The organism is Pseudoalteromonas tunicata (assembly GCF_002310815.1).
GTDB lineage: Bacteria > Pseudomonadota > Gammaproteobacteria > Enterobacterales > Alteromonadaceae > Pseudoalteromonas > Pseudoalteromonas tunicata.
Genome location: NZ_CP011032.1, coordinates 368,436 through 388,971, shown reverse-complemented (window position 1 = coordinate 388,971; position 20,536 = coordinate 368,436). Strand labels below are relative to the sequence as shown.

General features: G+C 40.1%; 16 protein-coding genes. 7 read left to right on the top strand and 9 right to left on the bottom strand.

What is annotated here, in order from left to right; all coding sequences use genetic code 11:
* Positions 1 to 26: 26 nt before the first annotated feature.
* A complete protein-coding gene (locus PTUN_RS01735; RefSeq protein WP_009837958.1) occupies positions 27 to 923 on the top strand; it encodes a 1-aminocyclopropane-1-carboxylate deaminase/D-cysteine desulfhydrase in 897 nt (298 codons plus the stop codon).
* A 24-nt stretch (positions 924 to 947) separates the two neighbouring features.
* On the opposite strand, the gene PTUN_RS01730 is transcribed toward PTUN_RS01735, so the two are convergent.
* From PTUN_RS01730 to PTUN_RS01715, 4 genes are all read right to left on the bottom strand, one after another.
* Positions 948 to 2,654, bottom strand: a complete 1,707-nt coding sequence (locus PTUN_RS01730; protein WP_009837957.1) for an EAL domain-containing protein — start codon at positions 2,652 to 2,654, stop codon at positions 948 to 950.
* 103 nt (positions 2,655 to 2,757) lie between these two features.
* Positions 2,758 to 3,570: an ion transporter gene (locus tag PTUN_RS01725; protein ID WP_009837956.1), complete on the bottom strand. Its 813-nt coding sequence runs from the start codon at positions 3,568 to 3,570 to the stop codon at positions 2,758 to 2,760.
* 112 nt (positions 3,571 to 3,682) lie between these two features.
* Positions 3,683 to 4,399, bottom strand: coding sequence for a single-stranded DNA-binding protein (gene ssb, locus PTUN_RS01720; RefSeq protein WP_009837955.1), 717 nt, complete (start codon positions 4,397 to 4,399; stop codon positions 3,683 to 3,685).
* An 18-nt stretch (positions 4,400 to 4,417) separates the two neighbouring features.
* Positions 4,418 to 5,785, bottom strand: coding sequence for an MFS transporter (locus PTUN_RS01715; RefSeq protein WP_040643787.1), 1,368 nt, complete (start codon positions 5,783 to 5,785; stop codon positions 4,418 to 4,420).
* A 238-nt stretch (positions 5,786 to 6,023) separates the two neighbouring features.
* Between PTUN_RS01715 and uvrA the strand changes: the two genes are divergently transcribed.
* The 3 genes from uvrA to PTUN_RS01700 are packed head-to-tail and all read left to right on the top strand — an operon-like array spanning position 6,024 to position 10,754.
* On the top strand, positions 6,024 to 8,843 hold the full coding sequence (gene uvrA / locus PTUN_RS01710) for an excinuclease ABC subunit UvrA (RefSeq protein WP_009837953.1): 2,820 nt from the start codon (positions 6,024 to 6,026) through the stop codon (positions 8,841 to 8,843).
* Positions 8,844 to 8,867: 24 nt separating this feature from the next.
* Positions 8,868 to 9,848 (top strand): hypothetical protein, encoded by a 981-nt coding sequence (locus PTUN_RS01705; RefSeq protein ID WP_009837952.1) that lies wholly within the window; start codon positions 8,868 to 8,870, stop codon positions 9,846 to 9,848.
* Between the two features lie 12 nt (positions 9,849 to 9,860).
* On the top strand, positions 9,861 to 10,754 hold the full coding sequence (locus PTUN_RS01700; RefSeq protein ID WP_009837951.1) for a TraB/GumN family protein: 894 nt from the start codon (positions 9,861 to 9,863) through the stop codon (positions 10,752 to 10,754).
* A gap of 37 nt (positions 10,755 to 10,791) precedes the next feature.
* Here the strand turns inward: PTUN_RS01700 and PTUN_RS01695 are convergent, their stop codons facing one another.
* Complete coding sequence (locus PTUN_RS01695) at positions 10,792 to 11,181, bottom strand: acyl-CoA thioesterase (RefSeq protein WP_009837950.1); 390 nt, start codon at positions 11,179 to 11,181, stop codon at positions 10,792 to 10,794.
* Between the two features lie 23 nt (positions 11,182 to 11,204).
* On the opposite strand from PTUN_RS01695, the gene PTUN_RS01690 reads away from it, so the two are divergent.
* Entirely contained in the window at positions 11,205 to 11,909 is a 705-nt protein-coding gene (locus tag PTUN_RS01690) for a 2OG-Fe(II) oxygenase (RefSeq protein ID WP_009837949.1), read from the top strand.
* A 74-nt stretch (positions 11,910 to 11,983) separates the two neighbouring features.
* On the opposite strand, the gene PTUN_RS01685 is transcribed toward PTUN_RS01690, so the two are convergent.
* On the bottom strand, positions 11,984 to 12,616 hold the full coding sequence (locus PTUN_RS01685; protein WP_009837948.1) for a c-type cytochrome: 633 nt from the start codon (positions 12,614 to 12,616) through the stop codon (positions 11,984 to 11,986).
* Between the two features lie 301 nt (positions 12,617 to 12,917).
* On the opposite strand from PTUN_RS01685, the gene yihA reads away from it, so the two are divergent.
* Positions 12,918 to 13,577 carry a ribosome biogenesis GTP-binding protein YihA/YsxC gene (yihA, locus tag PTUN_RS01680; RefSeq protein ID WP_009837947.1) on the top strand — a complete coding sequence of 220 codons (660 nt, stop codon included), beginning with the start codon at positions 12,918 to 12,920 and terminating at the stop codon, positions 13,575 to 13,577.
* 290 nt (positions 13,578 to 13,867) lie between these two features.
* On the opposite strand, the gene polA is transcribed toward yihA, so the two are convergent.
* Positions 13,868 to 16,618, bottom strand: coding sequence for a DNA polymerase I (gene polA / locus PTUN_RS01675; protein WP_009837946.1), 2,751 nt, complete (start codon positions 16,616 to 16,618; stop codon positions 13,868 to 13,870).
* Positions 16,619 to 17,069: 451 nt separating this feature from the next.
* On the opposite strand from polA, the gene elbB reads away from it, so the two are divergent.
* The gene (elbB, locus tag PTUN_RS01670) at positions 17,070 to 17,726 is read left to right on the top strand and encodes an isoprenoid biosynthesis glyoxalase ElbB (RefSeq protein WP_009837945.1); all 657 of its coding nucleotides are present in this window, start codon (positions 17,070 to 17,072) and stop codon (positions 17,724 to 17,726) included.
* Positions 17,727 to 17,806: 80 nt separating this feature from the next.
* Here the strand turns inward: elbB and PTUN_RS01665 are convergent, their stop codons facing one another.
* The gene (locus tag PTUN_RS01665; protein ID WP_232521788.1) at positions 17,807 to 19,207 is read right to left on the bottom strand and encodes a M16 family metallopeptidase; all 1,401 of its coding nucleotides are present in this window, start codon (positions 19,205 to 19,207) and stop codon (positions 17,807 to 17,809) included.
* Positions 19,191 to 20,528 (bottom strand): M16 family metallopeptidase, encoded by a 1,338-nt coding sequence (locus tag PTUN_RS01660; RefSeq protein WP_040643851.1) that lies wholly within the window; start codon positions 20,526 to 20,528, stop codon positions 19,191 to 19,193. The genes PTUN_RS01665 and PTUN_RS01660 overlap by 17 nt, the downstream gene beginning before the upstream one ends.
* Between the last annotated feature and the right edge of the window lie 8 nt (positions 20,529 to 20,536).

The following is a 20,536-nucleotide window of genomic DNA, read 5'->3' as shown; positions in this document are numbered from 1 at the left end:
AGTTAGCCGTCTATTAAGGCCTAAAAATGAACATTGTACTGCCAGAATCCCCACTACAAAAAATCACTCACCCGCTGCTATCACATCACAATATCAGCCTAACGGTGAAAAGAGATGATTTATTGCATCCAATTATTAGCGGCAATAAATGGCGAAAACTTAAATATAATTTAATTCACGCACAACAAAATAAAATAAATCACTTAATTAGTTTTGGCGGGCCTTTTTCGAATCATATTCATGCACTTGCGGCTGCTGGTCGAATTTTTGGCTTTAAAACTAGCGCCTATATTCGCGGCCCTGAACTTGACAACCAGAATCCAACGCTCCGATTTGCCAAATCATGCGACATGCAGCTCATTGCCGTTGATAGAATAACTTATCGTCAAAAAGATGACCTTGGGTATTTAGCAAGCCTTAGCGCTAAGCACCCAAATTGCCTGATTATTCCAGAAGGAGGAACAAACTCAGCAGCAATACTTGGGGTTATTGAACTTGCCCAAACACTGCACCAAGCCGATGTATTAGTAACACCAGTTGGCAGTGCGGGAACCTTAGCTGGTTTAATTGAGGGAGCACACACAGAACAAAAAATTATTGGCATTGCAGTACTAAAACAAGCCGAATATTTAATTGAAAAAATGAATCAATTAAGTCCAAAATCGAATCAATATAACAATTGGCAGTTAATGACTCAGTTTCATGGTGGCGGTTACGGTAAGTTTAACCGCGAACTTTGGCACTTTTGCCAATCAATGCAAGCTTATCACTTACCTTTAGAGCCCATTTACAGCGGCAAAATGTTTTTTGCCTTATTTGAACTCATTAAACAGGGGTACTTTCAATCAGGAACCAAAATCAGCGCAATTCATACTGGTGGATTACAAGGTATTGCCGGATTAAAATACTGCGGCAGAATTTAAGCAAACTCTTAAATTTAAACCGAGCTAAACTTGGCTAAATGATGCTAGCTGCTGTAAAGGTTCAGCAAAGAAATGCCCTTGTGCGCCTTTGACTCCTAGTTTTTTTAATAAATCGAGTTCCATCTTTGATTCAACACCTGTTGCATATACATCTACACCTTGAGCTTTGGCTACTCGTATAATTTTTTTAATAACAAGCTGTTTGTTCAAACTCTGCTCTAATTGATGTATCAAATTAATATCTAACTTAATTGCACGAACATTTAATTGAGTTAACTGGGTTTTATATACAAACTCTCGTTCAATATTATCTAAAACGATAGCAATTTTTGCTTGCGCCAATAATTGTAAAGCACGAAGCAAAGCGAGTGACTGACCCGATAAATCTTTTAAACTAATTTCAAGCGCAACTCGATTTCCAACTTTAGCTTCTTGAATCAAAGAAATGAGAGCAACTAAATGCTCAAAATCGAGTAGTGAAGCGCGATTAATATTAACGGTCACATTTGAAAAATGAGTTTCATTGGCCATAATTTTAAGAATATGTGCCAACACCTCATAATCGAGCGTTTTTTGCTCATTATCCGTTTCGATAAAAGCCATAAATTGTTTAGCACAAAGCAAACCGAGCTCTTTATGACGAATTCGCATTAACGCTTCATGTTGTAAAATATCACCGCTTTCAAGGGAAAACACAGGCTGAAACAAAAATAAATAGCGCCTATTTTGCACAATACTTAATATATCTTGCGCACTAAAAGCGAGTAATTGAGTTTGAGATTGGTTATAAAGCAAGCGACAATAATGCTGCCAAGTATTTGATTTACTAATCGCTAAAGCAGCCTCAGCTAACTGATAAACCAAAGCCTGATCGATTGATTCATAATCGTTTACTCGATAATTACACACACCCAACTTTATATCTCGCGGCTCAATTAAATTTTGATAGTGCAAGCTACTTGTAACCAACAATTGGTGTAGGTTTTTCTCAAAGTCATTTAAGGTTATTGAACATACTTCACCTAGCGTTATCGTCATTCTCCCTGAGCGCAAACACTTCAAAGAGCAATTGGTTAGTTCACTAAACTGGCCCAAAATAGAATGTTCTAATTGCAAACAGATAGCGCTTAACTGCACCTTATTAATCTGTTTAGCATTTTGCCATTCAACAATAATAAATAAGTGATATTTAGTAGCGCTTAAACCCAATAAAGAATTATTTAATAAAGGTTCTAAAGGCGATTCAACATTTTTTTTTGCTGCTTTTTTTGCGGTTATCTTTTCAAAACTTAGTGGTTTAGCTGTTAACTTAAGCTGCCTAAGTAAAATTCTTTTACCACCAAAATTAGTCAGCACTGCGTATTGAACTAAACCAAAAAGAGCAAATATAAATACATTTAAAAGACTAAAAATATGCCAATAATCCGAAAAAATAGATGGCGATTTAAAGTCTTGCCCAGCAACAGTAAATACGGTTGCTGCTTGAGGTGCTGAATTTATAATGTATGACGAAGTTGAGGTGATTTTTTGGTAATGCCGCGCAGTGAATAGCTCCACTTGTGCAGATTCAGGTAATCCCTCAGCCTGATTTAATAACGTATTTGTTTGTATTTGTTGGTGCAGCAGCAAATAACTATGCAATTGTTGGTTAGCAAAAAATAGCATCAATAAACAAAATATATTCAAACTATAAAACAACATAGATTGATAACGATTTAAGCAGAGTTTCATTAACAACCTTATCAGCAAAGTAGAGGCCTAGGACTGCATTAAGTGTTGTTCAAAAATGAGGGAATACAAGCTATGCAGCAAATAATCTGCATAGCTTGTAGGGTTATTTGATAGGTGCCTGCTTAATTAGCTCTGTTAACTGGCCAATTTGTTTTTGTACTTCATTGAGTTGAGATTGTGTTGCAGGTTTGTCACCCTCTGGCGTTTGCTCATCTATAAATGCTTGATGTTCGTTGTTCATCACTTCCAGAATGACACCCACCATCATATTTAAAAAAATAAATGCCGTTAAAAAGATAAAACTGAGGTAATAAATCCAACTTAATGGATAAACTGTCATTGTTTCATACATGACATCAGTCCAATCTTCGAACGTCGCGACTCGAAACAAAGTCAACATGGCAATCGATACATCTCGCCACAGCACTTCATTAATATCACTAAACAGCATGCTACCGATTGCGGCGTAAATATAGAAAATAACAAACATCAATAAAGCAATATGCCCCATTCTCGGAATAGCTTTTAATAGCGCATTTACCAGCATTCGTAGCTCAGGCACCATAGAAACTAATCGTAATACTCTGAAAATTCTAAGCAAACGAGCAATAAAGACTGATGAACCAGCCAAAGGAACTAAGCTACCAACCACGATAATGACATCAAAAATATTCCAGCCTTTAGAGAAGAAGTCTTTAAACCCTTTTGATGCAACATAACGAATAATGATTTCTATGAGAAAAAACAGCGTAATTGCTTTGTCTAACCACAACAGTACATTTTCAAACCAAACAGGTAACGCATAAGTATGCGCACCCACACTGATGGCAGATACTACGATCACAAAGATAATGAAGGACTGAAAAACTTTACTGTTATCAATTCGTTGAAAAAATAACTGCAACGACTCAAACATTTTAAAACCTCAAATTATCAAAAAGCCTCAATAAAAATTGAGGCTTAAATTAACATAAAATGTTTAGGCTGAGTTCAGGGGGGCTCAGAACATTTATTAAAAGTATCCCGAATTAGAACGGAATATCATCATCAAAATCAATTGGCGGTTCCATTGGATTTGATGCGCCACCTTGTGGTGCATGCTGCGGTTTAGGCGCAAAACCACCTTGTTGCGGAGCAAATCCACCTTGCTGAGAACCATAATTACTTTGCTGTTGCGGCGCAGCTTGTTGTGGTGCAAATCCACCTTGTTGTTGCGGTGCTGCTTGCTGCTGTGGTGAATAACCACCTTGCTGAGGAGCTTGCTGCTGTTGAGCATAGCCACCACCTTGCTGTTGTGGAGCAAATCCACCTTGTTGCTGAGGCGCAGCTTGTTGTTGTGGTGCAAAACCACCTTGCTGAGCTTGTGGTTGGTAACCACCCGCTTGAGCATTCTCATTGCGCCCACCAAGCATTTGCATTTGGCCGGTAAAACCATCAACTACGATTTCAGTGGTGTATTTTTCTTGCCCGTCTTTGTCAGTCCATTTACGCGTCTGAAGCTTACCTTCAACATAAATTTGTGAACCTTTACGCACATATTCGCCAACGATTTCAGCTAATTTGCCAAAAAATACCACTCGGTGCCATTCAGTTTTATCAACCATTTGACCAGTATTTTTATCTTTATAGCTTTCAGCTGTCGCTAAACTAACGTTTGCAACGGCACTACCATTGGGCATATATCTTACTTCTGGATCTTGGCCTAAATTACCTACCAAGATGACTTTATTTACACCACGTGCCATAGCACCTCTCCTTTATACTTAATTCAGACCAACAACCTGACGAGCTTGTTCCAGGTTAAATATTTTATCATTCACTTTTAAATAGGTGCGATTTTCTTCCCACACCACAGTTGCCTCGAGTACGCCATCGAGCTCAACCAGTCGGGCAGCAAGATCTTCAGCTTGCTGCTCAGTTTCTGTATCTGTGATTAAACTAATTAATTTACTGCGCGGTGGAACCACCATTCCCCATGCGATAGCCAACCATATTAACCCAATCAATGTCGCTGCGGCAAACACTGCTTGCCCGGATTCGATTGATGCAATCATTCCACCTATCATGCCACCTAAAAATGCACCAAAAAACTGCCCAGAAGAAAACACCCCCATCGCAGAGCCTTTTTGGTTAGCTGGTGCCATGCGCGAAACCATGGCAGGCATCGTCGCCTCTAAAAAATTAAATGCGATGAAATACCCTAGCATGGAAATTCCGATCCCCAACACTGAATTGGCCGCTAAGGTTAATGTCAACAAACTTGCCACTAACAAAGCGATTGATGCTATAAACGCCTGTTTTTCTTTTTCTTTTTTTATAGAAATAATCATGATTGGCACCATGAGTACAAAGGCAAAAATAAGCACTGGGATATAAAGTTTCCAATGATATTGCGCTAAAAAGCCATCAGCGATTAGCTTACTTGGCAATACCACAAACACCGCGGTGAGTGTTAGATGTAAAAACATCACGCCAATATCGAGCCTAGCTAATTGAGGATCTTTTATTAATTTTTTTATATCGGCAAATACCGCTAGCGTATCGCCTTTTGGCGCTCGGTTGACTGCGGTAGGCACTACAGTCAGCACAATCACAATACCACATAACGCAAGTGCCGTGGTCAGCCAAAAAATACCGCTAATGCCAAAGCTAGCTGCAATCATCGGCCCTAACAACATTGCAAAAGCAAAACTGAGTCCGATGCACATGCCAATCACAGCCATTACTTTTGGCCGCTGCTCATCTCGGCTTAAATCAGCCGCCAAAGCCAGCACTGCACTGGCAATCGCTCCCATGCCTTGTAATGCGCGACCCAGAGTCATCATGTAAATTGAATCAGCTAATGCAGCAACTAACGAACCTATGGCGAACATAATTAATCCACCAACAATCACTCGCTTGCGACCAAATTTGTCTGACAGCCACCCCATTGGAATTTGTAATAACGCTTGGGTCAGTCCGTATGCGCCAATTGCCAGTCCGACCCATAAAGGCGAAAAACCTTCAAGTTCTTGACCATAAATAGCCAATACCGGCATGAGCATAAATAAGCCCAACATCCGGAAACTAAATACACTCGCTAAAGAGACTGCGGTGCGTTTTTCTAATTGATTAAGTGATGAGGAGGACATAGCACCCAATTGTGAGTTCAAAAAATGCAAAATAAGGGCGTTATATTAACACAGTTTTTTCGGGGGAGTCTAAAGCCGATTTTTAATTCCTTTTTTATAAAAGAAGATAAATGAGCCAAACACCATTGCTTTTTCGTAATGCAAACAGTACTCAACTTTTTTCTAAAGTATGCGATACTGGTCGCAAGACCTGATCGAACGTAAATCAGCCACCGTACCATCAAGATTTAGAGAACTCATGGATAATATCGAAGTAAGAGGGGCCCGCACCCACAACCTAAAAAACATAAACCTCACTATTCCTCGAGATAAACTCATTGTTATTACAGGTTTATCTGGCTCAGGAAAGTCATCTTTAGCATTTGATACCTTGTATGCTGAAGGTCAGCGTCGTTATGTTGAATCTTTATCTTCTTATGCGCGTCAATTCTTATCATTGATGGAAAAACCGGATGTTGATCACATCGAAGGCTTGTCACCAGCTATTTCGATTGAGCAAAAATCTACCTCTCATAATCCGCGCTCAACCGTAGGGACCATCACTGAAATTTATGATTACTTACGTTTGCTTTTTGCCCGAGTGGGAGAGCCACGTTGTCCGCATCATGATTTACCTCTAAGCGCCCAAACTATCAGCCAAATGGTTGACCAAGTGCTGGCGCTTGAGGCTGATACCAAAGTTATGCTGCTCGCTCCTGTGGTTAAAGAACGTAAAGGCGAGCACGTAAAAACACTAGAGTCTCTTGCTGCTCAAGGTTACATTCGTGCCCGTATTGATGGCCAAGTCTGTGATTTATCCGACCCGCCAGAATTAGAACTCCATAAAAAACACACCATTGAAGTGGTGGTTGATCGGGTCAAAGTAAAAGAAGGTTTGCAACAGCGCTTAGCTGAGTCGTTTGAAGCCGCATTAGCACTGTCAAATGGGGTCGCACAAATTGCTTTTATGGATGAACCCGACAGAGAAGAAATTGTCTTTTCAGCCAACTTTGCCTGCCCAACATGTGGTTACGCTATGGTTGATTTAGAGCCCCGTTTGTTTTCATTTAACAACCCAGCAGGTGCTTGCCAAAGCTGTGATGGTTTAGGTGTTCGCCAATACTTTGATCCTAGCCGAGTAGTACAAAACCCTGAGCTAAGTTTATCGGGCGGGGCTATTCGTGGTTGGGATAAACGCAGCTTATATTATTTTCAAATGCTTCAAGCTGTTGCTAAACATTATAAATTTGATATTGAAACGCCATTTAATCAACTGAGTAGCGAAGCGCAAAAAGTCATTTTAGATGGTTCGGGCAAAACCGACATTGAATTCCAGTACCGAAACGATCGTGGTGATGTTGTTTTACGCAAACATCATTTTGAGGGCGTGCTCAATAATATGAACCGCCGCTACAAAGAAACCGAATCAAGTTCTGTGCGTGAAGAACTCGCTAAATATCAAACAAGCCAAGATTGTCCAAGTTGCCATGGCTCGCGTTTACGCGAAGAAGCCCGCCACGTTTTTATCGGCAAAACTAATTTACCTGAAGTCACTCGTATGAGCATTGGGGATGCAACCGTATTTTTTGGCGATTTAGTGCTTACAGGTCAAAAAGGCCAAATTGCTGAAAAAATCCTAAAAGAGATTCGTGAACGCTTGTCATTTTTGGTTAATGTTGGCCTAAATTATTTATCTCTTGAACGTAGCGCCGATACTCTTTCAGGTGGTGAAGCGCAGCGCATTCGCTTAGCAAGTCAAATTGGTGCCGGTTTAGTTGGTGTAATGTATGTTCTTGATGAGCCTTCTATTGGTTTGCATCAACGTGATAACGACCGCTTACTCGGTACCCTGACTCACTTACGAGACTTAGGCAATACCGTGATTGTGGTTGAACATGATGAAGATGCAATTCGCGTTGCCGATCACATTATCGATATTGGCCCAGGCGCAGGGGTGCATGGCGGTTATGTGATCGCTGAAGGTACGCGTGATGACATCATGAATAATGAAAAATCAATCACAGGTCAATTTTTAAGTGGGGTACGTAAAATTGAAGTACCGGCAGTTCGTAACCCAACGAACGACAAATGGCTTGAAGTATTTGGCGCTACAGGTAACAACCTGAAGAATGTCGATTTACACATCCCTTTTGGCTTAATGACCTGCATCACAGGCGTATCCGGCTCTGGTAAATCAACTTTAATTAACGATACCTTATTTAAAGTGGCACATACTGCGCTTAATGGCGCAACAACAGCAGAAGCCGCGCCTCACAAAGAAGTAAAAGGGCTTGAGCATTTCGATAAAGTAATTGATATCGATCAGAGCCCAATCGGTCGTACACCGCGTTCGAATCCTGCAACTTACACCGGAATATTTACTGCAATTCGTGAACTCTTCGCAGGTACGCAAGAAGCACGCTCACGTGGTTATAAAGTCGGCCGCTTTAGCTTTAACGTCAAAGGCGGGCGCTGCGAAGCTTGCCAAGGTGATGGTTTAATTAAAGTTGAAATGCACTTTTTACCTGATGTGTATGTGCCATGTGATGTCTGTAAAAGTAAACGCTATAACCGCGAAACCCTTGAAGTCATTTATAAAGGGAAAAACATTCACCAAGTGCTTGAAATGACTGTTGAAGATGCCTACGCATTTTTTGATAAGATCCCAGCGATTGCGCGTAAACTGCAAACCTTAATGGATGTAGGTTTGTCGTATATTCGTCTTGGCCAAGCAGCTACAACGTTGTCAGGTGGTGAGGCGCAACGGGTCAAACTAGCGCGCGAATTATCCAAACGTGATACCGGTAAAACCTTATATATTCTTGATGAGCCGACCACTGGCTTACATTTTCACGATATTCAGCAATTACTTTTGGTATTACAGCGTCTGCGCGATCATGGAAATACCATAGTGATTATTGAGCACAACCTTGATGTGATCAAAACTGCCGATTGGATTGTCGATTTAGGTCCAGAAGGTGGTGCCAGTGGTGGTGAAATTCTGGTTGCTGGTACACCAGAAGATGTAGCACAATGTGAAGCATCGCACACAGGTCGTTATCTTAAACCTCTGCTTTAGCAGAGGTTTTACTTTGGAGTATTCATGGAACGATTAACGCTACTCAACAACAAAATCAGCCATCGCCTTAATCACTTCAAAGTAAAATTGACCCAGATTTGGTTTGATCTAAATACCGCACAACGCCTTTATTTACTCGCCTTGCTTCTCCTGCCTAGCGAAAATTTAGTCTTGGTCAGCATACCTGCAGCGCTTGCACTGAGCATTGAATTTTGGCCAAGATTTGTAAAGTCGTGGGATTCCATTCTTGGTAAGGCCATTATTTTATTAATTTATGCCACCATCGCCAACTTTGCATTAGTGAATGCAGCTGGTGTAATCAATGAAATAACCACGGTTTCAGCAGAGCACTTCACCTATAGTCATAACTTTGCCATTTTACTGTTTTTGCCCAGCTGGATAATTGGCATCTCATTTATTTTTTTACTGATGTTTCAATTAATCATGCCATTTTATTTACTCGCCCTACTCGCCCTAAAACCATTTGGTATTAAAGGCGTGCGTTTAATTAGCCGCTGCGAGTTTCCTTTTACCACTGCTTTAATCAGATTTATCGTCGCTATGGTATTGCTCGTGCAGGTCATTGCGTTGTCAGAATTTGGCCTAAATAATCAAGCCAAAAACTTTATAAGTGGTGTTGAGCATGGTTTCAACAACCCCCAAAGTACGCTCACCAAAGATCAGGTTACAACTCAATTACCAGTAAGCAAGGTCATCAGTAAAGACGATTTAACTTTTGGAGTGCTTGATGAGAATAACCCTGATATGCCCAGCTTTAGCATTGATTTAAACCAAGACTACCCAAGTATTGCCAAAACGATTATTGCAGACTTTATTTATGAGCTTGAAGCCGATGAGTTTTCTCGCTGTGAACATACTGAAAAGACTAAAGTAGTTGAACTAAACGATTACGAAATTGTTGAAATCAGTAAAAGTAAAACTGCAAAGTTTGGTTATCAATTTACGGTGAAAAAATGTGTTTCACCTGCATTTCCTGTCAATTAAAAGATTCGAATAATGAAAAAAATACCTCAATTACTCACACATCTTAAACTTGTAACAGCAATAAGCATTATCGGCTTTACCAGCCTTGCACATGCCGCGACCACCTCATTGTGGCAAGTAAGTAAAAATGGTGACTCGATTTATCTTGGCGGTACAGTCCATGTTTTACCTCCGAGCGAGTTTCCACTGCCCAAAGGATTTGAGCAAGCGTATCAAAATGCCAATGTATTGATGCTAGAAGCACAAATGCCCGATGCTAACGATCCCGCAGCTCAATTGGCGATGATGCAAAAATTGACTTATCCTGCAGGGCAAAACCTAAAGACTCAGTTATCCCCTGCGGTCTATAAAAAGTTAAGCCAATATTTTACTGATTTAGGGATTGATATTGCGATGTTTGAGCAGTTTAAACCGGGGCTAGTCACTATGATGTTGCTCACATTTGAGCTACAAAAAGCACAATTACAAGGTGAAGGCGTCGACGCTTATTTTTCCCGCTTAGCGAAACAAGATGATAAAAAAACCATCTATTTAGAAAGCCTCGATTTTCAACTGTCATTATTTTCAGCTTTTGGTGAAGATAATGCAGATGCTTTTATTCAAAGTAACTTAGAGCAAATGAAAGACTTTCAACCAAGCTTTACTAAAATGCTAGCAGCATGGCGCTCAGGTGATTTAAGTGATATTGAATATTTAATGACCACCGAAATGCAGCAAACTGATCCCGATACTTATGAATTAATGTTTACCAAGCGCAACAAAGATTGGATCCCTAAACTCGAAGCGCTATTTAATAACCAAGATAAAGAATTAGTATTAGTGGGCGCAGCTCACCTAGCGGGTAAAAATAGCGTACTCGATTTACTAAAACTACGAGGTTATCACGTCAAACAGGTTCAGTTTTAAACAAGCAATAAGTGCTTTGCCACAGCTCTCTTAACTTTTAAATTAAGTGAGCTGACAACGCATCACGCTCTTGTTCATTTAAGGCTTGAGAGCATTTATTGGCAAAATCGTAACGTACCATCACAGTTTTACCTTCAGCACAGCACTGACCGTGCTGCCAAGCTTGCTGCAAAATCACAAAAGAACTGCCGCCAATTTTTTCAATCATGGTTTTAACTTCAACGTCTTGGCCATAAAAAAGCTCACCTTTAAATGTCACTTCAATCTTAGCGACAATCAAGCGCCATTGATGTGGATCTAAATTTGGCGTAAAAAACTTAAAAATAGGCACGCGAGCCGCTTCAAACCATACCGGCAATACGGTATTGTTGATATGCCCAAGTACATCCGTTTCTGAGAAGCGCGGAGCAATTTTTTCAATAAACATAAGAATCCTTATAAGGAACGACAATGACGGACTTTATCCGAATTTATGATGGCGCTTTAAGTCCTGACTTTTGTGATCACTTTATCAAATTATTTGAACAAAGCCCGCATTTAAAACAAGGCACTACGAGTGGTGGTGTCGATTTAAATAAAAAAAATAGCCAAGATTTATATTTGAATATGCATCCAGAATACGCAGAACAACTTAAGCACATTCAACAAACAACCGCCCTGCACTTATTTAATTATCTTGAAGAACACTTTTTTATTTTAATTGGAGCGTTTGGGCTCAAAGTCTATCATCCAAAAACAGGGGAGCCGGTTGATTTAACCGTTGATAACTTTGCAGAAGTAGCCAAACCGCAAATGCACGTTTTAGTACCGCAACTGTTTCGCTTAGGGAATATTCAAGCGCAAAAATACCTTGTTGATCAGGGAGGTTACCCCTACTGGCACAGCGAAGTATATCCGCAAGTTGGACATAATGAAGCACTGCATCGCGTACTTTTATTTATGTTTTATTTGAATGATGTTGAAGAAGGTGGAGAAACTGAGTTTTACTATCAACAACTTAAAATTAAGCCGAAAAAAGGCGACATGGTGATTGCCCCTGCGTATTTTACTCATACTCACCGCGGCTGTATGCCAAAATCAAACGATAAATATATTCTGACTTCATGGGTGCTGTTTAATCGCGCAGAGCATATTTATGGCCAACCCAAAAACTAATAATGAGTATTTTATAACCACAAAAAAGCCGTTTACTTTACAGTAAACGGCTTTTTTAATTCAATAACGAAAAACTAGTGAAGACCATTTAAGTATTTTGATAATACTTCAATATCGTGATCTGTTAGTTTTTTCGCCACATCACGCATCATGCCGTTAAGGTCATTATGGCGTGTACCTGAACGGAATTTTTCAAGTTGTGACTTGATATATTCAGGATGTTGTGAAGAAATTTTTGGGAAGCCAGCTAACGATGTGCCGTTACCACGAGGACCGTGACACGCCGCACAAGCAGGAATTCCACGCTCGGCATCACCCGCTTTGTATAACTTAGTACCAACTTCAACCAATTCTTTAGGAGTTTCACCTTCTTGAATTGGTAAAGAATTAAAGTACGCAGCAAGATCTTTCATATCTTGTTCCGCTAATGGCATGGCCATGCCACTCATTACCGGTTCCATACGACCTTCTTTACCGCCAGAAGTCATACCTTGTTTAAGATCTTTCAATTGCTTGTAGATATACTCAGCATGTTGACCCGCTAATTTCGGATACATACTAATTGGCGCATTGCCATCGGCGCCATGACACGCTGCACATACTGCAGACTTTGCCTTTCCAGCTGTTGCATCGCCATCAAATGCAGTTGCGTTGTTTGCAGCCAATGCACCAAACAACATAGTTAAAGATAGTGCTATTTTTTTCATGGTGGATTCTCTGTTTTCGACCCTGTAAACCTGCAATGCAGGTATATCTACCAGCATTAGTTTCGTATTCTACACGATATTAATTTCTCTGGCACGTCTTATGCCCTGTAAAAACTTATAAAATATAAGGGTTTTGACTTAGATTAAGAAGTTTAGACCTTTTTTTTCATTTCACAGCTAAACTGTCTCGATAGTTGCTCAACATTTTATTGATATTAGTATAAAATGCTCCATTGGCAGTTTAATCGCACATTTTGCAGCTTTGCCTGCAGTTTATCCCAGCATACCTTAAGGAGTCACTGTGCTTAAATCACGTGTACAATACAGTGCTGCAACTTTTATTACCAGCGCTCCCGATATTAGCAAACTCCCACCAGATACAGGCATTGAAGTAGCCTTCGCTGGGCGTTCAAATGCCGGAAAATCCAGTTCTCTCAATACGTTAACCGATAAAAAAATTGCAAAAACCAGTAAAACACCTGGTCGTACGCAATTAATTAATGCATTTGATTTAGGTGATAACATGCGCCTAATCGATTTACCAGGCTACGGTTACGCTAAAGTACCGATTGAGATGAAGAAAAAATGGCAACGTTCTCTAGGTGAATATCTAGAAAAACGTAAAAGCTTAAAAGGCTTAGTTATTTTAATGGATATCCGTCATCCACTTAAAGATCTTGATAAAGATCTGATCAATTGGGCTGTTGATAGCAATATTTCAACCTTGGTCTTATTAACCAAAGCCGATAAATTTAAACAAGGTAAACGTAAATCTGAAGTGTTACGTGTTCGTCGTGAGCTAAAAGAGCTTAACGGTGATATTACCGTGCATGCTTTTTCATCACTTGATGGCATTGGTTTAGTGGAAGTGGCTAAACATCTTGATAATTGGTACTTGGGTGAAGTTATTCATCAAGCTCCTGAAGAAAAAGAAGCTATTGAGCCTGAACAAAACGTTTAAGCAAAAAAAAAACCGGCTTATATAAAATAAGCCGGTTATAGCAATCTGGGGAGAAGCTATTAATACGCTGCATCTCCGATTAAGGAAGACACATCATCAACAGGATGCCTACCTAAGTAGGACGGCGCGCACTTTAACAAAGCCCCCCCAATAAATAAAGCATGTTCGTCGTGTTTTAAACGTAAAAGCTCAATCACTACACAACACTAACTAAATACTAACAATCACTGCTTTTAATTTACTTAAAAAGTAAGTGATGACAAATTTTGCCATCACAATTTTATAAGTAATTAATGCGCCTGTTGCCAGTTATCACCACTATCAGATTCAACAATTAAAGGCACATCTAACGCCGCCGCTTGCGACATCAACAAACAAATGTGCTGCATATAGTCACCAACACACTCTTCTTTAATTTCAAATACTAATTCATCGTGTACTTGCATCAATAAACGTACCGTATTGGCAGGTTGTGCTTTAACCCAAGCATTCACAGTGATCATCGCTTTTTTAATGATATCTGCAGCGGTACCTTGCATTGGTGCATTGATTGCCGCTCGCTCTGCGGCTTTTCGACTTGCGCCATTACGTGCATTAATTTCAGGTAAATACAAACGACGGCCAAACAAGGTTTCAACGTAACCAAGTTCAGCGGCTTTTTCACGCGTGCTTTCCATGTACTCAAGCACACCTGGGAAACGTTCAAAATATTTATCAATATAATGCTGCGCTTCATGACGTGGAACATCAAGCTGGCGCGCAAGGCCAAACGCCGACATACCATAAATCAAACCAAAGTTAACCGCTTTGGCTTTTCGACGCATATCCGTGGTTACTTCAGCGACAGAAACGCCAAATACTTCAGCGGCTGTGGCACTGTGAACATCTAAGCCCTGTGCAAACGCATTCAGTAAGCCTTTATCTTGTGATAAATGCGCCATAATACGCAGCTCAATTTGACTATAATCGGCCGCAGCAATTTTATAGCCTTTGGCAGCAACAAACGCTTGGCGAATTTTTCGGCCTTCTTCGGTACGAATAGGGATATTTTGCAAGTTAGGATCGGTGGAGCTTAAACGCCCAGTGGCTGTAATTGCTTGATGATACGAGGTATGCACACGCTGAGTATCTGCATTAACCATTAATGGCAGTTTATCGGTATAGGTTGATTTCAGTTTTGATAAGCCACGATGCTCAATAATTAATTTAGGTAATGGGTAATCATGAGCAAGTTCTTGCAATACTTCTTCAGCGGTTGAAGGCGCACCTTTTGGCGTTTTTTTAATAACGGGCAATTCGTGCTTTTCAAACAAAATAACTTGAAGTTGCTTAGGTGAACTTAAATTAAACGCTTCGCCCGCCAGTTCATGGGCTTCTTTTTCAAGTTCATCTAACCGTTTACCAATTTCGAAACTTTGTTTAGCCAACATATCGCTATCAATTTCAACGCCGGTGCGCTCAATATCAGATAATACACTGACTAAAGGTAGCTCAATGGTTTCAAATACCACTTTGAGCTTTTCATCGGCTTCAAGTTTTGGCCATAACATTTGATGCAAACGTAATGTGATGTCTGCATCTTCAGCAGCATAAGGAGCAGCTTTGTCTAACTCAATTTGATTAAACGTCAGCTGATTTTTCCCTTTGCCGGCTATCTCTTCAAAACTAATGTTTTTATGGCCAAGATATTTAAGGGCTAATGAGTCCATATCGTGACGAGTGCCGACACTATTGAGCACATATGATTCGAGCATAGTATCGAATTTAATGCCATTTAGCTCAAGCCCAGCACGCGCCAAAACAGATTTATCGTATTTTAAATTCTGGCCTACTTTAGGGCGCTGCTCATCAGCCAATAACGGGCCTAATTTTGCAAACACCATCTCTTTACTTAATTGCTCAGGCGCACCTAAATAATCATGACCAATTGGTAAATAAGCCGCTTTACCTGCTTCGACTGCAAAACTCATCCCAACCAAATCAGCCTGCATATAATCTAAACTGGTTGTTTCGGTATCAAAAGCAAACAAGGGAGCACTTTGCAATTGAGCAAGCCATTTATCAAGCTGCTCTTCAGTTAAAATGGTTTCATACTCAACGTCAATCAGGGGCGCTGTAAGTTCTGAGCTTGTTTGGGCATTCGTTTCGCGTTGAGTTAAAGGTTGAGGTGCAGGTGCTGCGCCGTCTAATAACTCAGCCAACCAGCGGCGGAACTCACAATGACCGTAAAGTTTGATCAATTCATCTTTATTTGGTGCTTGGATCGTTAATTGATCAAGATCGTCAGATACTTCTACATCAAGTTTAATGGTGGCAAGCTCAAAACTAAGAGGTAAATGCGGCACTGCCGCTTGTAATTTTTCGCCTATTTTGCCTTTTATGGCAGCTGCGTTCTCGATAACTTGGGACAATGAACCATATTGTTGTAGCCATTTAACCGCGGTTTTTGGCCCACAACCATCAACACCCGGAATGTTATCGACTTTATCACCCATTAAAGCTAAATAATCGATAATCAGCTCTGGTGGAACACCAAACTTTTCCGTCACTCCGGCAGGATCAAGCACAGTATCTGTCATGGTATTAATCAGCGTTACATGCTCATTTACTAATTGAGCCATGTCTTTATCACCAGTCGAAATCAGCACATTACGTTTTTGCTCAGTCGCAATACGGGCAAACGTGCCAATCACGTCATCGGCTTCAACGCCTTCAATGCTAATTAAAGGTAAGCCCATAGCGCGAATAATGTCATGTAAAGGGGCAATTTGCCCTCTTAACTCATCCGGCATTGGAGGACGATTTGCTTTATATTCAGCGTACATGTCGTTACGGAATGTTTTTCCTTTGGCATCAAATATCACCACCATATGAGATGGATCAAATTGTTTAACCAAACTTTTGAGCATATTAACCACACCATAAATGGCACCGGTTGATTCACCACGGGAGTTTGTTAAATGCGGTGGCGAATGAAATGCGCGAAAAAGATAAGATGAACCATCAACCAAAATCAGTGGATTGTCTTGGATCTGCGCCATTATTAAGGATCCTGTAATTATAAAAAAGTTACTTAGTCGTTGTGATTGCCTAGCATGCCACAAGGACTCTCAGAAAACGAGTCACAGAAACTGATAGCAAGAGCTAAAAAATCAATAAGCTGTGGATAAGTTTGTAGATAAAAAGATATGACTAAACGCACCAGTTATAATTGAATAGCTGGAGTGTTTTTAATTCTTTGTATTTAAAGGGTTTTTAAAAATAATTTCGGTTAGAATATTATTTTTATTATTATTATCCAATGTGGAAAATGTTTTTACTGCAAGGTACCTGAGTGTGGATTACTGCGTCACAAAAATCTCAGAGGCAGTACTTTACCACAAAGGATCGAAGATCCTAGCGATCCTTTTATATTTTTTTATTCTTTAGGTAGATTCCTTTGCGCTATTTGTTTATAAACAAATCAATTTATTGCAATTTGAGAAACAACTTATGAAAAAAATCGCTGTTATATTAAGTGGCTGTGGCGTCTTTGACGGCTCTGAAATTCATGAAGCGGTATTAACGTTATTATCAATTACTCAGGCAGGTGCAAGCTATCAATGTTTTGCACCTAATATTTCTCAGTTTCATGTCATCAACCATTTAACTGGTGAGGTCGAATCAGATCAGCAACGTAATGTATTGGTTGAATCAGCCCGAATTGCCCGAGGTGATATCCAAGATTTAGCAATGTTAGATGCGACGAAGTTTGATGCATTAGTATTACCGGGTGGATTTGGCGCGGCTAAAAATTTATCTGATTTTGCATTTAAGGGCGCTGATTGCCAAATCAATGTCGAAGTATTAAATGCTTGCCAACTATTTGCCCAAGCAAAAAAACCAGCGGCTTATATTTGCATTGCACCCGCACTTATTCCTTTGGTATACGGGCCTGGCGTAACCGCAACTATTGGTACTGATCCGGCTACGGCTGAGCAACTGACTTTATTGGGTGCCAATCACCAAAATTGTGAAGTTAATGAATTTGTGATGGACGAAACCGCCAAGGTCATTAGCACACCTGCTTACATGCTCGCAGGTTCGATTGCACAAGCAGCTCAAGGTATTGATAAAACGATCAAACAATTACTTGTGATGATCCCATAAAAAAGCCAAACAAGGTTTGGCTCTTATTTAAACTCATTTTTCAAAATCAAGTGCAGCTATTGATGCACTTGATTTGATCATTAAAATTGATAACCAGGACGGGTAATTTCAACTTCTTGTACCGCACCATATTTTTTAACTGGCTCACGCAACTCATCCGCTTTACCAATCAGTACAAATTGTAAATCCTTCGCTGGAAAGTATTGCGCTATCAGCTCTTTACTGCGAGCGACTGTCAGTTCATTAACAGACTGTTCAAACTGATTAATCATGCTCTCTTCAATGCCATAGACATACATATCCGCTAGGAAATTTGCGAGATCATCACTGGTTTCATATCGCGGTGGTAGTTGACCTTTAACATATGATTTGGCTGAATTTAATGTTGCCTCATCAATCCCTAAAGACCACAGCTTTTGGTACGTTGTTAAGGCCAAATCAATCGCCTCAATTGTGGTAGCTGTTTTAGTAAAAGTAGAAATATAAAAGGTTCCAGCTTGGGCTTGGCTATTAAATTGGCTACGTGCACCATAAGTTAAACCAGTATTAACACGTAATTCATCATTTAACCATGAAGTAAAACGCCCACCTAAAATGGTATTAATAACCTGTAACTGAACGTAATCTTTTGCATTTTTTGCAACGCCAGCACCACCAATTAAAAATGTAGTTTCATTGGCATCTGCTTTATTAACTAACAGCACCTTGGCTTGTTGAGGTTTCACTACATCTTGTTTTGTCAATTCAATCAGCTCACCTGCAGGCCATGAAGCGAACATAGCTTGCAAGCGTACTTTCATTGCTGCGCTATTAAAGTCACCGCTTACAATTACGGCTGCATTATTTGGTTTATACCATTGCTGATAAAAATTCGTCACCGCTTCAACATTAAGTGCCGCTACAGTATTTTCATCACCTGATACCGGTTGAGCATAACTATGTTGCTGATAATAAAGCCCATTAAAATAGCGCCCAATCACACTACGTGGGCTCTCTTTTTGTTGGCTTAAAACACTTTGATGGCGAACTTTAAATTTATCAAACTCTTCTGGCGTAAAACTTGGTTGTAAAACCATATCGCGCACCAGCGCCATTACCGTCGCTTGATCTTTTGCAGCAAATGAGGCATTGATTTGACTGGCGTCGTGATCAGTTGCCACATATACATTAGCACCTAAAAAATCGAGCTTTTCTTCAATTTCGTTTTTTGATGCCTTCGTTGTGCCAAGCATTAAGCTTTCGTTAGTTAAATACGCCAAACCTTGTTGTGCGCCATCCGCTTTAGCACCTGTTTTTATCACAACCGCCATGTTAATAAGCGGCACTTCATGCTGTTCAAGTAAATAAACCGTGAGGCCATTATCTAAAGTTAGTCGCTCATATTGCGGCAACTTAAAACTGCTACCGGCAGCAAATGCAGTTGCTGAAATTGAACTTACTATCAATACAGATACTTTTAACCACTTAGAAATCATTTTCATGGCTATCCTCCTTCGCACCTAATACACCAACGGTACGATTAGCTCGCTTCAGATAGGTAGCTGCTACACGTTGTACATCGGCCACGGTCACTTGAGCAAAATCTTGTGGCGCGGTAAATAACTTTTGATAATCACCAAAAAACACTTCGTAAGTTCCCATTTCATTTGCTTTACCATTTATGGTGGCCAGCGTGCGGTATAAAGATAATAAGCGCTGATTTTTAACCTTTTCGAGTTCGGCTTCAGTCACCCCCTCTTTAATCACTTTATTAATCTCAGCAATTAAAGCATGCTCTAATTTAGTGGCATCGATGTCTTTTGCAGCCACGGCATAAAGGTAAAATAAGTTAGCATCAAATGACTGTGGTAAATAAGTTGCAGTGTCTAGTGCGATTTGGTTTTCAACTAAATTTTGATTTAAACGCGCACTTTTACCACTCGATAAAATATCTGATAGCAATGCCAAAGCATAATAATCCTGATGTGACGTCGCCGGTACATGATAGGCCATCATAATATTCGGTGATGATACTGATTCTTTTTGCACATACACACGGCGCTCACCTGTTTGTGCAGGCTCAACAGTATGAATGGCTCTTGGTGCAGGTTGCGCTGCAATCGGTCCTAAGTACTGCTCAGCTAATTTCTTAACCTCTGCAGTTTGAACTGCACCCACAATAACCATTACGGCATTATTTGGCGCATAATAGGTTTTATGATAATTTTTTAAATCATCTAACGTCCAATTATCAATATCAGACTGATGACCAATCACAGACCATGAATAAGGATGAGCCCTAAAAGCCGCACCTTTTACTTCCTCTGATAATGTGCGCCAGTTTGAGTTTTCAAGCCCAGTACTGCGCTCCGATGTGACTACACCACGCTCACTTTCTAGTACTTGTTGATTAATATCTAAATTTGCAATCCGATCGGCTTCTAAATCAAAAATAATTTCGAGGGATTCTGATGGAAACCAATTGGTGTAAACCGTTAAATCTTCTGTGGTGTACGCATTATTACGACCACCATGATTCTCCATCGTTCGGTCAAACATTTTTGGGCCGTATTTTTTCGCCCCATTAAACATCATATGCTCAAAAAAATGTGATAACCCAGTTATACCTGGAGCCTCATTTCGCGACCCAACCTTCCAAAATGTATACATATTGGCATTTGGAATTGAATCATCTTCTAATACAATGACTTTTAAGCCATTATCTAAAGTGAATGTATTTACATCCTTAGGGCTAACTAAAGCATGTGAAGCACTTGCTCCAAACAAACTCATAGTTATTAATATGCGCCAGGCTAGCTTCATGCCTGAAC

Excerpts from the sequence above, each read along its gene's own strand:
- uvrA (WP_009837953.1), top strand. The coding sequence starts at position 6,024 with ATGGATAATATCGAAGTAAGAGGGGCCCGCACCCACAACCTAAAAAAC.
- PTUN_RS01700 (WP_009837951.1), top strand. The coding sequence starts at position 9,861 with ATGAAAAAAATACCTCAATTACTCACACATCTTAAACTTGTAACAGCA.
- PTUN_RS01725 (WP_009837956.1), bottom strand. The coding sequence starts at position 3,570 with ATGTTTGAGTCGTTGCAGTTATTTTTTCAACGAATTGATAACAGTAAA.
- polA (WP_009837946.1), bottom strand. The coding sequence starts at position 16,618 with ATGGCGCAGATCCAAGACAATCCACTGATTTTGGTTGATGGTTCATCT.
- PTUN_RS01695 (WP_009837950.1), bottom strand. The coding sequence starts at position 11,181 with ATGTTTATTGAAAAAATTGCTCCGCGCTTCTCAGAAACGGATGTACTT.
- PTUN_RS01735 (WP_009837958.1), top strand. The coding sequence starts at position 27 with ATGAACATTGTACTGCCAGAATCCCCACTACAAAAAATCACTCACCCG.
- PTUN_RS01685 (WP_009837948.1), bottom strand. The coding sequence starts at position 12,616 with ATGAAAAAAATAGCACTATCTTTAACTATGTTGTTTGGTGCATTGGCT.
- PTUN_RS01660 (WP_040643851.1), bottom strand. The coding sequence starts at position 20,528 with ATGAAGCTAGCCTGGCGCATATTAATAACTATGAGTTTGTTTGGAGCA.
- ssb (WP_009837955.1), bottom strand. The coding sequence starts at position 4,399 with ATGGCACGTGGTGTAAATAAAGTCATCTTGGTAGGTAATTTAGGCCAA.
- PTUN_RS01665 (WP_232521788.1), bottom strand. The coding sequence starts at position 19,207 with ATGAAAATGATTTCTAAGTGGTTAAAAGTATCTGTATTGATAGTAAGT.
- elbB (WP_009837945.1), top strand. The coding sequence starts at position 17,070 with ATGAAAAAAATCGCTGTTATATTAAGTGGCTGTGGCGTCTTTGACGGC.
- PTUN_RS01705 (WP_009837952.1), top strand. The coding sequence starts at position 8,868 with ATGGAACGATTAACGCTACTCAACAACAAAATCAGCCATCGCCTTAAT.
- PTUN_RS01730 (WP_009837957.1), bottom strand. The coding sequence starts at position 2,654 with ATGAAACTCTGCTTAAATCGTTATCAATCTATGTTGTTTTATAGTTTG.
- PTUN_RS01690 (WP_009837949.1), top strand. The coding sequence starts at position 11,205 with ATGACGGACTTTATCCGAATTTATGATGGCGCTTTAAGTCCTGACTTT.
- PTUN_RS01715 (WP_040643787.1), bottom strand. The coding sequence starts at position 5,785 with ATGTCCTCCTCATCACTTAATCAATTAGAAAAACGCACCGCAGTCTCT.